At 41.7% G+C, this 16,158-nt stretch carries 13 protein-coding genes and 1 pseudogene; 7 read left to right on the top strand and 7 right to left on the bottom strand.

Annotated features, from left to right (window positions below; translation table 11 throughout):
• The first annotated feature begins 112 nt into the window (after positions 1–112).
• Positions 113–268 carry a hypothetical protein gene (locus F6K53_RS29400; RefSeq protein ID WP_293070146.1) on the top strand — a complete coding sequence of 52 codons (156 nt, stop codon included), beginning with the start codon at positions 113–115 and terminating at the stop codon, positions 266–268.
• 87 nt (positions 269–355) lie between these two features.
• On the opposite strand, the gene F6K53_RS29395 is transcribed toward F6K53_RS29400, so the two are convergent.
• Positions 356–487, bottom strand: a complete 132-nt coding sequence (locus F6K53_RS29395; protein ID WP_293070148.1) for a hypothetical protein — start codon at positions 485–487, stop codon at positions 356–358.
• Between the two features lie 293 nt (positions 488–780).
• Between F6K53_RS29395 and F6K53_RS29390 the strand changes: the two genes are divergently transcribed.
• The 3 genes from F6K53_RS29390 (at position 781) to F6K53_RS29380 (ending at position 3,601) form a co-directional block, all read left to right on the top strand.
• Positions 781–1,941 (top strand): phosphotransferase, encoded by a 1,161-nt coding sequence (locus F6K53_RS29390; protein ID WP_293070171.1) that lies wholly within the window; start codon positions 781–783, stop codon positions 1,939–1,941.
• Positions 1,942–2,041: 100 nt separating this feature from the next.
• Positions 2,042–3,154: a T3SS effector HopA1 family protein gene (locus tag F6K53_RS29385; RefSeq protein ID WP_293070150.1), complete on the top strand. Its 1,113-nt coding sequence runs from the start codon at positions 2,042–2,044 to the stop codon at positions 3,152–3,154.
• Positions 3,155–3,448: 294 nt separating this feature from the next.
• Positions 3,449–3,601, top strand: a complete 153-nt coding sequence (locus tag F6K53_RS29380; RefSeq protein ID WP_293070152.1) for a hypothetical protein — start codon at positions 3,449–3,451, stop codon at positions 3,599–3,601.
• Positions 3,602–4,031: 430 nt separating this feature from the next.
• On the opposite strand, the gene F6K53_RS29375 is transcribed toward F6K53_RS29380, so the two are convergent.
• Positions 4,032–4,232: a hypothetical protein gene (locus F6K53_RS29375; RefSeq protein ID WP_293070154.1), complete on the bottom strand. Its 201-nt coding sequence runs from the start codon at positions 4,230–4,232 to the stop codon at positions 4,032–4,034.
• Between the two features lie 1,012 nt (positions 4,233–5,244).
• Between F6K53_RS29375 and F6K53_RS29370 the strand changes: the two genes are divergently transcribed.
• On the top strand, positions 5,245–6,258 hold the full coding sequence (locus F6K53_RS29370; protein ID WP_293070156.1) for a hypothetical protein: 1,014 nt from the start codon (positions 5,245–5,247) through the stop codon (positions 6,256–6,258).
• 421 nt (positions 6,259–6,679) lie between these two features.
• On the top strand, positions 6,680–6,838 hold the full coding sequence (locus F6K53_RS29365) for a hypothetical protein (RefSeq protein WP_293070158.1): 159 nt from the start codon (positions 6,680–6,682) through the stop codon (positions 6,836–6,838).
• A 439-nt stretch (positions 6,839–7,277) separates the two neighbouring features.
• Here the strand turns inward: F6K53_RS29365 and F6K53_RS29360 are convergent, their stop codons facing one another.
• The 3 genes from F6K53_RS29360 to F6K53_RS29350 form a co-directional block, all read right to left on the bottom strand.
• Positions 7,278–8,045: a peptidylprolyl isomerase gene (locus tag F6K53_RS29360; RefSeq protein ID WP_293070160.1), complete on the bottom strand. Its 768-nt coding sequence runs from the start codon at positions 8,043–8,045 to the stop codon at positions 7,278–7,280.
• 88 nt (positions 8,046–8,133) lie between these two features.
• Positions 8,134–9,837, bottom strand: coding sequence for an HlyD family efflux transporter periplasmic adaptor subunit (locus F6K53_RS29355; RefSeq protein ID WP_293083114.1), 1,704 nt, complete (start codon positions 9,835–9,837; stop codon positions 8,134–8,136).
• A gap of 79 nt (positions 9,838–9,916) precedes the next feature.
• Complete coding sequence (locus F6K53_RS29350) at positions 9,917–11,848, bottom strand: peptidase domain-containing ABC transporter (protein ID WP_366511373.1); 1,932 nt, start codon at positions 11,846–11,848, stop codon at positions 9,917–9,919.
• 72 nt (positions 11,849–11,920) lie between these two features.
• On the opposite strand from F6K53_RS29350, the pseudogene F6K53_RS29345 reads away from it, so the two are divergent.
• Positions 11,921–13,089, top strand: a pseudogene (locus tag F6K53_RS29345) (IS4 family transposase).
• Here the strand turns inward: F6K53_RS29345 and F6K53_RS29340 are convergent.
• Positions 13,041–13,964, bottom strand: coding sequence for a cysteine peptidase family C39 domain-containing protein (locus F6K53_RS29340; RefSeq protein ID WP_364303586.1), 924 nt, complete (start codon positions 13,962–13,964; stop codon positions 13,041–13,043). The pseudogene F6K53_RS29345 and the gene F6K53_RS29340 overlap by 49 nt on opposite strands.
• 1 nt (position 13,965) lies before the next feature.
• On the bottom strand, positions 13,966–14,658 hold the full coding sequence (locus tag F6K53_RS29335; RefSeq protein ID WP_293070164.1) for a helix-turn-helix domain-containing protein: 693 nt from the start codon (positions 14,656–14,658) through the stop codon (positions 13,966–13,968).
• Positions 14,659–16,158 lie beyond the last annotated feature (1,500 nt).

The following is a 16,158-nucleotide window of genomic DNA, read 5'->3' as shown; positions in this document are numbered from 1 at the left end:
GACCCTTACTTTTTATATTAACACTATTTGAGACGGAATATTCATCCCCGACCTAATTCGACGGGGTATTCTTTTCCCTCTCAAACTCTCCCACTCTGATAAAACGAATGCGATGCTCAGCATTGAGCCGCTACGCGATTGGCCTATGGCCACGCTAAAAGCGATCGCATACATCAGCCTGGCATACTCAAAGCATAGATTTACCATAATAAAGTTAAAATTATCCTTAATTTTCGGTTACCAATGTCATTTTATCCAGCCACCGTAGTCTAGAGAATTTACCAATAGATTATGAAAACCAGCCCTCTATAATTTTCTATGATTTTTGAATATTTTGATGACATAACTAGTTTAGTTATATAGGAAAGGGAACAGCGGATCTGGGAACAGGGAGTAGGGAGTAGGGAGTAGGGAGTAGGGAGTAGGGAGTAGGGAGTAGGGACTTCGGAGCAGCGATGCAGACTGGTCTTGGGGGTTTCCAAGTCACTTGCTCATCTGACTTTTCACACTCCCCACACTTCCCACAATTCCCACACTTCCCCTGAATAGTTTAGGGACATAAAAGTTTTAGTTGCGTCTGTTTTTAAGCATAAATTATTGGCAGAATAACTTTCCTTTTACCTATACTTTTGAATAAATACAGCATTTCCCAATAGATCATAAAACCAAATGCTGATTTGTGATCACACCTCTGACACTTCCCGCGCCCACTCCCCGCGCCCCCGCCCCACACTATTCCCTGTTCCCTATTCCCTGTTCCCTGTTCCCGATTCCCTAATTATGACATTCATATTAAACTCTCATAATGTTTTTGACTATCTAGCTGCTCGTGGTTTATGCAATCCTTCCGAGCAAGCTCTCAGTAAAATTGAGCCACTGGAAGCCAAGAATTTTAACTTATTGCTGACCTTTCCAGATGGTAATAAGCTGCTCGTAAAGCAGGAGCGACATAACCAGGAAGGGAAAGCCGCTGGTGAGTTTTTGAATGAATGGCGAATTCAAGAATTCTTACAGAAATTTCCAGAACTTGCTAACCTCCGCTCTTTGATACCAGAGGTGCTGCATTTTGATGGTGAGAATTCCATTATGGTTTTCCGCTATCTCGATGACTATCGGGATTTAATGGATTTCTACGCCAAGGAAAATATCTTTCCTCCAGACGTTGCTGGCACCATCGGCACCCTTTTAGGAAAAATCCATCATCATACATTTAATCGTAAAGACTATCAAGATTTTTTTGGTACCGAAAACGATAATCAAACCACTGACCAAGTGCCTAGATTAGTTAATAGTTTAGAACGAATTGGTCCAGAAATCTTTGGTGCGGTACCTGCTGACGGGCTGAAATTCTTTGCCCTTTATCAACGATACGATAGTTTAGGGCAAGCGATCGCACAACTAGGCAATGCTTTTGCCCCCTGCTGTCTGACCCACAATGACCTAAAGCTAAATAATATCCTTCTGCACCAAGATTGGGAGCATCAGAGTACCAGCATTGTCAGACTAATTGATTGGGAGCGCTGTAGTTGGGGAGACCCAGGGTTTGATTTAGGAACACTGATCAGTAGCTATGTGCAAATCTGGCTGAGTAGCCTGGTTATCAGTAAATCTTTAAGTATTGAAGAATCCCTAGGTTTAGCCATGACCCCCTTGGAACAGCTCCAGCCTTCCATTGCTGCCCTAACCAAAGGGTATTTTGAAACCTTTCCAGAAATTTTAGAACACCGACCTGATTTCTTGCGGACAGTAGTGCAATTTACAGGTTTTGGTTTGATTCAACGAATTCGGGCGATGATTGAGTACCAAAAATCCTTTGGTAATGCTGGGATTGCCATGCTTCAGGTTGCCAAGACCTTGTTGTGTCGTCCAGAACAATCCATGCCCACGATTTTTGGCCCTGCTATTGCTGAATTAATCCAACTCAGTCCTTCCGCTGTTTAAGACATAGCATTTCCAATAACATCAAAAACTCTTCAAAGGTCTTTCCTACTGTTCCCTGTTCCCTACTCCCTACTCCCTACTCCCTACTCCCTACCAAACTATGATCCAACTACTTGATTCTAAACAAATTAAACCATCCCCCATCGCCAATCAGCAATTACTAGATGTTCTAGACGATATTGTTAACAAAGTAAAAATCCAATCAGACTTCTCTATTCACCATTCAGATTACAAACCGTTGGAAATTCCAGCCGAAGCTGTGGAACGTTTTCAACGGATGCCCGAGGATATGCAGCAAAAATATATCAGTCTGCAACTGCGGAGTTTTCTATATGGTATTTATTACAACGGTTCAATGCGAAATGCTCTCGCACCGGAAGCAGATACGGAAGCTGCGCCACTAGACCTGGAGAACAATACCATCCTAGGAGTAGATGTGGGATTTTATCAGCGACTGCACCACAGCAATAGTGGCAAAGGCTACTTTGACCCTGGTTGGTCTGTTCTCAGAGAAGAAAGTGATGGCACTTTGGCTGTGACTAAGGGAGGATTGAGGCTGCATATTGAACGGGAGCAGCATCTACAAGCATCCCAGCAATCTGCCACCGTCGGGGATTCAGTAGCAATCCGTATGCCTAAGAATTTGGTGCAAAATGGCTTTTATATGGCCGTTGGCAATCTAGAAGCAAATCGTCCGCACACAGACCAGTCAGTGACTGTGCGAATTTACTTCAACTTGACTCCTGAGGGTGCAGTTGCCGTAATGGGTAGCTTAACCCAACAGCTGAACGACATGGAAATTCCGTTCCACTTTAAAGTTTTGTACAATCCCAAGGACTACGAACGGCACGATTCGGGGGTACTCTACTTTGATAAGTGTCACTATGACGCTGTTGAGGGAGTTTTAAAGACTATTTATACAGAGCACCAATCCCATTTTCAGCCAGAGGTGCCCCTATTTACCATGGAGCTAGCACCAGGATTGGGGTTAGCAGAAGAACCAGACCAAAAATTTGCCGAACAGGAAAGCTTTGGCATGAATCGCTGTCAGATTGTCGCCAATGGCTTGTTAGAAGCTTGGCATCAAGGGGATGATTCCACCGAAGGAAAGATGAAGGCTATCCTTGGGCAATTTTCTAGGCTGGGGATTGACTTGGAGCGTGTTTATCTCAATGCCAATTCTGAAGATATTTATCAGTGTTTAGATATATAGCACGTAAGCATTCAGCCGTCAGCTATCAGCTATCAGCTATCAGCGATTAGCGCATCCCAGCGTCGAAGCCTGTGCCACGCACGCTACTTGAGGTGCTAGCAGGCGCTTTAACTGCACGGGGTCGGATGAGTAAAACGAGCAGGGATTTTCAACCAGCCGTACCAGCACCCCCGGTGCTTGTTTACTACCTCCCGTTGATTAGCTGACGGCTGATAGCTGAATGCTTAGGTATAAATATTGCCTAAGCTTCTGATTAGGGAGTCAGTCGATGTTTAGGATACCAGCTTCAAGGTGATGGAAACCTTTGGAACTGCGTCAGAAAATATCAATGGCTTGGAAGCGATCGCAAACTACTCTGGAATTGTGGATGCTGGGTTTGAGTTAATCCCCGTCGAACCTCGCGAACTGGATACGATCGGAGCCGATGCCGTTATTTTATTAATTTAGTTACAATCTCAAAATAGTTACTTATTAACCTACAACAAAAGTGCCTTAGCTAATTGAGAAGTGCTAGAACCTAATCTTAGTCTTTTAGTCCAAGAGTAGTCTTGGGCTATTTTTTATGGTTTTTATCAGCTCCAATAGTTTTGTGGACATAACTGTTTTAGTTTAGTTCCTTAGACATACAGCGTTTTTCATAACTATCAGGTACACAGAATTTTCCCCCTATTCCCTGTTCCCTGTTCCCTGTTCCCTTTTTCTATAAGTCCCAAAATAAAAAAAAATAGCCGTAGAAATACTATCCACGGCTATTTCAATTTTTTATGTCACAAAATTAGCAAACCTAACCTGCTCTGATCTGATTGGCCAAAGGCTATGCTACAGAAGCAGACCAAAACCTTGGCCAGGGGGGAAATCCCCCCAAACGTTTAAGGTGTTATGGCAACAACCAATACTTGGTTATTGTAGTGATCACTTCCCCTGGAACATCAGTGGGTTCCAGAGGGGTCCATTCCGCAATTTCTGCATAGCCTAGGGAGTAAAGCATCTGCATACTATAGATGACTGATTGACGAGAACCTTTGAGAGTGTGCTGAGCAGGTTGTTTCTTGAAGTTTTGGCTGAATTGTTGTGACATAACTCAGAATTTAATTTTGTTTACACTGATTATTTTAATGATTATAGTTATTGTTGTCAATGGTTTTAAAAAAGTTTTTTTTGGGAAGTTTTAGGGTTAATAAAAAGGTCAGCGATTAGCGCTACGCGCACGCTACTTGAGGTGCTATCAGCTATCAGCTATCAGCTAATGCGCTACGGGCACCTTTGAAGAAAATCGTAAGCATTCAGCTATCAGCTATCAGCGATTAGCGCTACGCGCACGCTACTTGAGGTGCTATCAGCTATCAGCTATCAGTTATGAGCTATTAGCTATCAGCTATCAGCATTAAGCTTATGCCCTAGGCGCACGCTGCATTAGGTTGAAGGCTGACGGCTGACGGCTGACGGCTGACGGCTGAATACTTACATAAAATCAGCTCACCACTGACCACTGACGGCTGACGGCTGAATACTTACAAAAAAGTAAGCATTTGTGCGTCAGCTTTTTATCGTTTTTATCAGCTCCACTAGTTTTGTTGACATAATTGTTTTAGTTGATTCCCTAAATTAGAGATATAACAATTGTCTCTCCTATGAGGTACACAAGATTTTTTCCCTGCTCCCGTCTTGATGCAGTCGCTCATGGGGGTTTCCCCCAAGACCGCGCTGCATCGCTGCTCCCTGCTCCCGAGGGGTGCATGTCAGTTTTGTTAATCCCTGATTCAGATCCCCCATTATCCCCCTTAATAAGGGGGACTTTTCAATCTAATTCCCCCCTTTTTTAAGGGGGGTTAGGGGGGATCTATCTACCTAATTACAAAGTTGACATGCTCCCTGCTCCCTGCTCCCTAAAACCTACGACTTTTTACCTAAGCTAATTTGCTATAACTACATATAACTTTATGACAAAAAAGGTTTACTTATGACATCAATAAATTAGGCAAAAACTCAACAAACTCAATTAATATAAGTATTATCCCAAGAGGAATAAAAAATTACTAATTGATTCCTAGTAAACAACACCCATTTATTAGTGGAGGTTCAACAAAAAATTGATACCTGATAAAATTTCAGTAAGCGATGTCCCTGTCTTGAAGCCCTCTGATTCTGAATCAGTGAAGTCCTTGGATCGAGTGACGTCAAAGACAATCTTCTCTGATGGCGAAAAGTCCTTCACTCTCGATCTCAAAGACAAAGTTTTGTCATTGAGTGATTTTATAGTTCCCGACGTTGATACGGTGTCCTCCCTAAAACTGGTTGGCGGGAAGGAATATTCTAACAGTGTGGATAAAAACACTAATGGAAATCCTGACCCCGGACAAACTCTCAATTGGTTCGGCAATGGGAATACCACGGATGGCTTCGATTATGGCATTCGTGGTCAAGTGGATGCCATGGCCAACTCTGGGGATGCTTTTTTCTATCCTGTCATCAACAACCAAGCAACCCTGGTGTTTTCCACCAGTTTTGATGATAAGATTTACTATGAAACTCCCACAGGTGCCAACAATATTTGGGCAACTGCTAACCAAATTGATCAGCCAGGCCCCGGTATCGATTTAGGGGTTACCGATGTGGACGCCTTGGAATTATGGGGAGGGAGAGATGCTAATCGCTTCTCGATTTATGGAGACCCCAAAGTCGCCGTTTATAACTATAATTCCGATGGCACCACAAGCGCCTTATATACTCAACAGGAAATTGCCAACGCTATTGGTGTAGATGACGAGTTTGCTGACTTAGTTAATCTGGATGCGATGATGACATCTGGGAATAACTGGATTATGTTCAGCATCGATCCCATTGAAGAAGCGGGTCTCGATGGTGGTGAAATCTGGGTTTGGGAACGGGGTTCCGGCTCAGCTGATTTCCTGAAACATGGTGGTCACCTTTGGGATACGGACTTCAAGGTGATGGAAACCTTTGGCACTGCCTCAGAAAATGTCAATGCCTTGGAGGCAATTGGAAGCTACTCTGGAATTCTGGATGCTGGGTTTGAGGTAGTCCCCGTGAAGTCTCTCCCACTGGATACAGTAGGAGGTAATCCAATTCCTTTGTCAATTTAATCACAATAGGGAAAATGTTGACTGTATCAACCTAGGACGAAAGTGCCTTAGCTAATTGAAACGTGCTAGAAACTAATCTTAGTCTTTTAGTCCAAGAGTAATCTTGGGCTTTTTTTTATGGTTTTTATCAGCTCCACTAGTTTTGTGGACATAACTGTTTTAGTTTATTCACTAAATTAGAGAGAGGTTAACTATCAGAATAGTGGGAAAAGTTATTTATAGGTTACTTGTGAGCTATGAATAGGTTTAGCGGAAGGTAATGACATCTAATTTAATGACAAAAGTGTTTTTGCTTTAGCATGAATAATATCTAAAAATAATAGACACACGAAATTATTTTGAATAGGATTAAGACAGGAATAAAAAATTACTAATTGATTCCTGGTAAATAACACACATTCATTATTGGAGAAAAACTCAAATGGCTAACATTCAAATTTCTGATTTACGTCCTGCTGGTGCTGACCTTTTCTTGGATTATGAAAGCTATATGCATGATGTAACAGAGCAAGAAATGATGAATACATTAGGAGGATTCAAATTGAGAATATTGTGGAGTGGTTTTTGTCTGGAATGGTAGTAACAAAGGTATATAGCAATTGGATTTAACAGCTATAGATACTAACGAAGTCCGCTTTATCGGATAGATTTGTAGCAGATTTCAGCAAGACTAAAATACACTTTACCCCACCCGTAATAAGGCGGATGGGGTATACCTCTAAAAGCAAAAATGTTTAATGATAGTTAAAACCCTAGACAAATAGCCTAATTTTTTATAAAATAGAGGCTAAATAAAAATATTAAAATTTTGCTTAAACTATACCAAGTTTTCCATAAATCCTCAAAAGATACCTAGGAAAAGCATTTACCGATGATTATCCAGTCCTTAAGACATTTAGGCAAGATTTTTTAAACAGAACGGTCTTGTTTACAATCGAGACCGTTCTATGTCTACCACAAGTTGCTCTACAGAAGCGTTGAAGGTTTAAACTATTAAACGCTTCTGCTATACTTCTTATTTAAGAAGCATTTTGGGGAGTGAGTTGAACGATTTCAATATTTGTAACAGATTTGAATTGATAAAGGGATCTATTTATCCAGTCATTAAATAGATCAGTAGCAATTTTATTGCGGAGCCAATTATCTAATTGCCTTTCAATAATCTCCTCCACAAAAATTAAATGTACTCCTTTAGAACTCACAATCGGTTTAATCACCTGGGGAGGTTTAGCAGCAAAAACAGCAGCAGAAATCTCCGGCTTCAAATCCTGACGATATAATATCCCTCGGTATCCACCTTTACGACGTAAGTCTTTATCTTCGATGTATTGATGAGCAACATCATAAAAACTCATTTCTCCTTCGCCAATAGCATAAAATAATTCTAAAGCTAAATCTTTATTATCAAAAATCACTTCATGCATCACCACACCATCATAATCCAATTTCTGTTCATAAAAATAGGGTTCAATTTTATCTGCAAACAAATGAACAGCTAATTTTGTGGAAAGGGCATGATTATAAACCAATTGTTCAAAATCATCTAGAGACAAATTATTTTGTTTCATCCAGGCATGGGTATCCTCTGCACTATGAAGTTGATGCATTATTCGGTATTTGTCTGCCATTTCCTGAAGTTCTTCAGTTTCTATCTTGATTCCAGCCTCTTCTACTGCATTTGCTATTACTTGACGGGTAATAATTGCTTCTACAATATCAGAAGTTTTTAAAGATAGCTTGACTTGATCTAGAATATCTTCAGCATTAATAGTGATAGATTTTGACATGATTTTTGTCCTCTTTGATTTGACTAATAAAAACCGACAACTCAAAAATAGTTAACCTCAGCATTGATCTCTAGCAATGATAACTAAACTACAATTCCAAACCCCCCTGCTGCAACTTCTTAAAGGGATCCAGGATTAAATCCATAATCCGACGCTGGCGGACAATTACTTCTGCGGTTGCGGTGTCCCCTGGGCGGAGAGCAATACATTCCTGTGGTGTGGGCATACAGGTTTTATTTAGTTTAATTTCTAGGTCATAAGTAGGCACTTTACCCTGCTCCGTCTCTGTAAGCTTGGAGGTTGGAGAAATTTTGATTACCTTTCCTTCTACTACCCCATAGTCTTGAAAAGGATAAGCATCAAACTTCATTTTTACTGCCATTCCTTCCCGTAAGGAGCCACTTTCTGAAATAGCGATCTGCGCCCGCAGGGAAAGGAAGGACTCTTTTGGGGCAATCTCGACTATAGTATCTCCAGGTTGCACCACAGCCCCGGCACTTTTGATAGGGGACTGAAACACGATTCCCTCGATCGGGGCCGCTAACATCCTTTGATTTAACTGAATTTCCAAGGATTTAATCTGACTTTTATTCTGAGATAGTTCGGCTTGGAGGGTAGTAATTTGGGTTTCTATATTCTTCAGTTGTTCCTCACTTTTGAGTAACGCCAGCTTACCCGAATGAACCAAAGTTTTATAACTCCGTTCTTGCTCTTGCAAGCGCAGGCGAGCTTGTTTAATATCAGCCGATGCTTGATGAATGGTCTTTTCATAACTACCTTGTTGCTCTTTCAGGCGAGACTGAGCTTGTTTTATGTCTAATTCAGTTCTGATGATAGTTTTCTGGGCTTCTTTGGCTGACTGTTGCACATCTAAAAAGCGTTCTTTTGACAAAACCCCTTCTTCATAAGCGTTTTTGTAACGGGGAATTTTTTCCTCAGCACTTTCTAAACGAATGGTTTCTAATTCATAGGCAACCTTGCTAGAGTCTATCGCCCCTCGGGCTTGCTCTATTTGTGCTAATAGTTCTTCTTTTTGTAAACTGTAGCCGAACTTGAACGCTTCCAGATTCTGCCGTGCTTGCTCGACTTGCGCCTGTTTTTCTAACTCTTGAGCTTGGTTTTGTTGCTCCTGGGTACGCAGAGCTAGTATCAATTGGTTTTTCAGCACCTCTAATTGATTCAGGCGATTCTGTTGCCCTTCTAATTTTTTTTGTTCCTGCTGAAGTTCAGTGCTAACTAACTCGGATTCCAGTTCTAGTAAGGTTTGACCAGCCGTTACCAATTCCCCTTCTTTGACCTTAATTGCTGCTACCGTTCCTGCCACTGGAGCATCAAGTTTGATAGTTTCCCCCGTAGGTTCCAATCTTCCTCTGGCTTTTCCCGTCTCATCCACCTGAGCGAAGATCGCCCAAGGTAAGGCAACACCCATAAATACCATCAAAAAATACAGTAATCCCCTTGTCCAAACCTGGGGTAATGTATCAAGCAGTTCCTTAGTAGCATAAGACCATTCATGACCCTGGAGTGCTTGCTCATTCCTAGCTTGAGGAGTGGTTTCTTCGGTGAGTAACTCCTGATAGGGACGCTGGTCTGGAATAGTTTGAGTCGGACTATGTCCGTTCAATGTATGATTTTCAGGCATATAGCTTTGGTATTTGAGTTGTGAACATAGGATTGATGGGAACAGGGAGCAGGGAGCAGGGAGTAGGGAGCAGGGAATAGGGAGCAGGGAGCAGGGAGCAGGGAGCAGGCAAAAGGCAAAAGGCAAGAGGCAAAAGGCAAGAGTAATCAACGAATTTTTTCCCACACCCTACACCCCACACCCCACACCCTATTCCCTGTTCCCTGTTCCCTGTTCCCTATTCCCTCCCCTATAACTGCTGCTGATTCAGATAGAAATAATGTCCTCGCTTTGCCATTAAGTCTTCGTGAGTACCGCTTTCAATCAATACCCCTCTATCGAGCACTAAAATCAGGTCAGCTTTCCGTACGGTAGAAAGACGGTGAGCAATCACTAGGGTGGTGCGGTTTTTGAGAATAGTATTGAGATTGGTCTGAATAATCCGCTCGGATTCTGCATCCAGGTGGGAGGTGGCTTCATCGAAAATTAATAGGTGGGGATTTCCCAAGAGGGCGCGAGCAATGGCTAAACGCTGTCGCTGTCCCCCAGACAACATCCCTCCTCCCTCCCCAATCTCGGTTTCATAGCCCATGGGCAATTTTTGGATAAATTCATCAGCACCGGCCAGTTTTGCTGCTGCCATAATTTCTTCTAAGGTGGCTGAGGGATAAGCCAGACTGATGTTTTCTCGAATTGTCCCTCCAAACAGAAAGGTATCTTGATCCACCACACCAATTTGCTGGCGCAAGGAGCCTAAGGAAAGACTGGTGATATCCTGCCCATCAATCAACACCTTCCCATCTGAGGGAAGATACAGCCCTAACATCAGCTTGGAAATCGTGCTTTTCCCGGAACCACTGCGCCCCACTAGGGCGACCATTTGCCCTGGTTTTACCTCAAAACTAAGATTTTCCAGGACATTGGTATCACTTTCTCGGTGATAGCGGAAGGTGACCTGATCAAAGCGAATGTGACCGCGCAACTCAGGTAATGATTGCCGTGCTTGATGGTGCAAATTTTCTTCTGGTTGGTAATCCAGCACATCATTGATGCGCTCCATAGCAATCACCACTTCCTGAAATTCATTCCACAGTAGCGTCAGCCGCTGGAAAGGCCTGATCACCTGACCCAGCAACATATTAAAAGCCACCAATTGCCCAATGGTAAGCTGATTTTGAATCACCAACCATGCCCCAAACCAGAGCAGTGCGGTAGTGGCTAACCCCTCGATGGTATTGCTGAAAATCTGGAGTCGATTGCTAATCACTTGCCCAGAAAAGTTAGTTTTAACTTCTTTATTTAATAACTCTTCCCAATGCCAGCGTACGGTTTGCTCAACTGCTGTAGACTTGACAGTGCGGACACCAGAAAGCACTTCAATCAGATAACTACTTTCTTTTGCGATCGCATGAAAGACTTCCCGAGAAATTCGTTTTAAAAATGGTGTATAAATCAACGCCAGCAGGAAAAAGGGTGGTACAATTACTAAGATTAGCAGCGCCAATTTCCAACTGTACCAAAACATCAAACCCACATAGATAAAAACTGTTAGTAAATCTAGCAGGATAGATAACGCCTCACCGGTGAGAAACCGCTCAATTTTACGATTTTCCTGAATCCGGGAGGTAATATCTCCGACAAAACGAGACTCAAAGAAACCTAAAGGTAATCGCAAGGTATGGCTAATAAACCCGACAATCAGTGCTAGGTCTACCTTATTTGCGGTGTGGTCAAGCAAATATTGCCGCAACCCGGTAATCGCAACCCGGAACAGACTAAACATTAGCAATCCTAACCCGACAGCGGTTAGGGTGAGGGTGCTCCTTTGCACCACCACTCGGTCTAAAATTATCTGGGTAAATATGGGTGTAATCAGACCAAATATCTGGATAATTAGGGAAGCAATAAACACCTCCAGCAACACGAAACTGTGAGGCTTTACCAACTCAAAAAATTGCCATAAAGACGTCTTACTCTCTTTGGTATCCTTCAGGAGTGCTGTAGGTTCCAGTAGCAGTGCATAACCAGTCCAATCTGCTTTGAATTCCTGGTGGCTCAGAGTTTTTTGACCAATACCAGGGTCAGCAATTACCACATGCTTGTTGGTGATTTCATAAACAACAATAAAGTGTTTTCCTTCCCAGTGGCTGGGGGGGCGACGATAGCGATTGAAACGATTGATACGTCAAGAGTGTAACGATCTGTGGTAGAAAAAGATAGGTCTTTCATTGTCAATAAGACCTATCTGTTGAAAATGTTACCCTTATTATATCAAAACCATCTAAAATTTAAACTAAAGGATCGTAATTATATTTTAGCAAATATTGTAGTTATTCTACTACAATCAATCAAAAGAGAAAGCCATTGAAAAATTAGCCAATGCTTTACCTCTTGGAATAAAGTTTGAAAGTATAAGAAAAAGACTACAGCGCTTTTTATCTTTGCCAACTTTAAATTTTGAAAATATTTGGTTTCCTATTCTATCTAATTTACTATAAACATATTTTGTTCGCGTAGCGTCGGCGAACGCCGAAAAAAATGACCTAGTTTATATAGCAAGTGATCGGACAAATTGGGGTAAAATAAACCTTTTAGTAACTAGCCTGATTTGGGACAAAAGAGCTTTTCCAGTTTACTTTACTTTGATGCCAAAATTAGGCAGTAGTAATTTTAAGGAACAAACAACTCATATATCAAAAATAATGCCGATTTTTAAAGATTATAGAATCTGCCTATTGGGAGATAGAGAATTTTGTTCTGTCAGGCTGGCAAACTGGTTGTCACAAAAGGATGCAGACTTTTGTCTACGTCTTAAAAAAAATTAATTTATTGAAATTGAAAAAAAAAATTTGGACAGATTTAGATTCTTTAGAATTAGTCCCAGGAACTTCGTTGTTTTTTAAAGGAATCAAAGTTACGAAAACTAAGGGATTACCCCGTTTTAATTTGGCCGCAAAATTGAAAAAAAATATTTCAGGATTTGCCCCAAAATAACCCTGGTTTATTCTCACAAATTTAAAGTCGTTAGACTTGGCAATTGCTGCTTATAAAAAACGGTTTAATATTGAGCAAATGTTTAGAGATTTTAAAACAGGTTGCTATAACTTAGAAGACACTAATGTCTCAGATAATCGGTTGATTTCCTTAATTTTATTGATAACAATAGCTTATACTTCTGCTACTCTTCACGGACAAAAAATTAAACGTAAAGGAATTCATAAATATGTTGGTAGAGTAAAAGAATCTGGTCGTTTACAAAGACGACACAGTAGTTTTTATATAGGCTTACATGCTCAAACTTGGGTCAAGTTTAGTTATTAACTTATTGATTTAATACAATAATTAATGAAGCTTAATCGTAATAAACAGAAGTATTATTTACGAGGAATGAGAGCTAGATCGCTTGCCCTGTCTGCTTTATAACTATTTTCGTCACCCCCCCAGTCCCAGTGGACAATAGCAGGTAGCTGTTGTTTTGCCAGTCGATCCAGACTAGCTTTCACCGGTCGAGTGGAAAAGCCAATACTTTCGGCAGCCGCTGATAGTCCCCGCAATGAAGCGCCATTACGGTCGGCATTAGAGATATCTCGCAAGCGGTTAACACTGAATCGTTTCCCCCAATAACGACCGATCATCACCAGACAGGCAGCACCGCAGTCAGAACCACTTTGTTGGGCAAAAAACGGATAGCGTCGGATCACTCGCTGCCACAAATGACCAACCCTTTGAGTAGGGCTAGGAAAGTAAGCTTTCCTAACGGTTTGCTTGGGCTTTTGGTCTCCTGAGGTGGGGATATCTTTCTTCTGTCCCACTCCCGCACCTTCCGTTATTCTCCCTTTCTCCCCCTCTCCCAAAGCACTCTCCGACGGCATCAGCAGGGAATTTTGCCCTTGAGCCTGACGATAAAAATGCTCGCGAATTTGGGGATGTTTACTAATTAGGGGAAATAACAGTTCCGGAGTTAGATAACAGAGCTTGGTTTTGAGGGAAGCTCTGGCTGAGTAAGGCTCAAAAGACTCTTCTGGAAAGAAAGTACACTCCCCAAAGGAAGCTCCAGCTTCTAGATTGGTAATTAACTCCCCCGCGCTATTAATCAGTCTGACCTTTCCGGAAATCACAATATAGACGCCAGCCTCGGCGTCTGTTGACTGCCAAAATTGACCTACCGTTGGCTCGCGATATTTTATTTGTTTGAGACAGCGTGATACCTCTAGTTCTGAAAGAGGATGCCCTAGAGTATGGGCGAGCTGCTCAGGGGAAATCAGTGGATTAGATGTAGATGTATGTCGAACCATCATCTTATGCCATGTTGCTGGGATTGAATAACCAAAAACTATTGGATTCGGAGTTATTAGCGGATTTCAGGTCAGAAATTAAGATGCTGTGACCATCGTTTTCCCGTCCGTTAGGGGAGTTAACCTTTCTCCGTGTTGGTATAGTCGATAATCCCATCTCCTTGAGCAATCGTTGTAGGTGGGGATTGCTGACTTCAATCCCCAATTCTTTTGCCAGATGTTTGTTCAACCAATTCACTGTCCAGCGCTGAAAGGAATAACCATAATCCCGGGGACTCTGGTTAATCAGTTCTTTCAAACGGTCTAAATACTCGTCATTGACTGCCTTGGGGCGACCAATGGGACAATCCTGCCATTGGTGAGCCATCCCACTACGAGCGATATGCATCCAATGTCTTACTGTTGCGGCACAACACCCCAAGGTTTGACAAATTTCCGTTTGAGATTTGCCCTGATCTGCCAATAACATAATTTGAATCCGCTGACGGTAGGACTCATGTAAATCCTGTTCTAGGCTTTTTTGGAGCAGTTTGCGTTGGAAGGCTGTTAAATAATGACTTTGATAAATTTTGGCTTCTGTATCTTGAGCGTTATTCATATCAATCTGTTTTATATTTACCACAGCCCTAAATTGGGCATTTTTAACATTGATTGAATCTGTAACACCAAGGTTGCTTGCTGCAGATGGTATAGACAATTTATCCTGATTTTTGGGTAAGTTAAAACAAAGCAGACCTATACTCCGTCGAGATTAACAACTGGAGTTTTTTTTGTCGTCAAAACTATAGGTCACCAAAACCTATAGCCCTGGGCGATTGGGCTTAGAAAAGGTCGGATCAGGGAACAGGAAACAGCAGCAAAGATCGATACAGCGTGGTCTTGGGTATTTCATCCATCAACCACTATATCAAAAGGATCGGAGTATTTTTTGATGTTATGAGCAATGAGCATTGGGGTTAATGAGCTTAAGCATTCAGCTATCAGCTATCAGCGGTCAGTAATCAGCTATCAGCTATCAGCCTATGGGATACGTCCCAGCCTCGTTCGCACAGCGTGGCCATTCACGTAGCGTGGCCAAAGGCCAAGGCCAAAGCCTGTGCCAAGCTACTTGATGTGCTATAAGCTCAAGGCTGACGGCACTTCAAGTAGCGTGAGCTAAAAGCTGACGGCTGACGGCTGACGGCTGACGGCTGACTGCTTACTAATGAGCTAGAAACCCTATATAGACCCCAAGACTTAAGCGATCGCAATCAACTTACAGTTCCAAGACAGATAGTTTTAACCTTGATTTAAGTAATTATTCGTTCAAGAATAGTTGAATCAACTCTTGGTATTGATGTCTGAATTATATCTCACAAACAATTATATAACTAGTCTGATCAAAATAAACCTTTTACCATTAATCAATTTTCCAAACTTTCTTTACCATATTTGAACCAACCCGATGGAATAAAAATTTACAAAATCAACATAATTTTTAAAACTTTGCTCCGACTACTTATCACTACAATAGTGGTTATCTAAAATTTATCGCTTTCACGAAATAAAAATTTACTAAAATTTTAACTCTATAAAGCTTTGATAAAGCTTGCATAAAGCTTTGAGCAAAAAACAATGATAAAAAAATAATTATCAGATCAAATTCCATAGTTTATCCCTTTATCCACAATGGATGTAATCTGTAATTATCGGGGGATGGGAATTAGGCACTAGCCAGGATCAATGCACCGATGAAGTGAGCACCACTGAAGGCTGACAAGGCTGCTTGTCACACCTGAACGCTATAGCTAGTTTTTTGATTGGAGTGGAAGCCTCAGTTAATGCATTTCCCTGGGTAAGACTTTAAAGGTGAAGGTCATAGTTCACCATTTGCCACATGAGCTGAGTGTCTTGGTCGGCGAACCATGACGATGGCTGCAAACTGCTACATGTATAAGCCATGTTGAGTTGGTAGTAACGGCTTAATTGGCTATTATTCCTTAATAATAGGTAATGCTGACAGTACCCTTTTGGGTACTGTTTCACTGCACTTTCTGTGTGAAGCCAATATGCATGTAAATTTCAGTCCGAGCCACTATTGATGTGTAGCCGTAATCGGCCAGAATTGGGATGAAAACCTCTCTGGGTAAGGGAAAAAGGTCAATTGCCTGAAAGTGAATACTTAATGATATACGCCTCCAAGGTGAATCGCCCTCCC

Source organism: Moorena sp. SIO4A1, from assembly GCF_010672065.1.
Taxonomy (GTDB): Bacteria; Cyanobacteriota; Cyanobacteriia; order Cyanobacteriales; family Coleofasciculaceae; genus Moorena.
The sequence above is the reverse complement of the archived record's forward strand: the minus strand, read 5'-3'. Positions and strand labels throughout refer to the sequence as shown.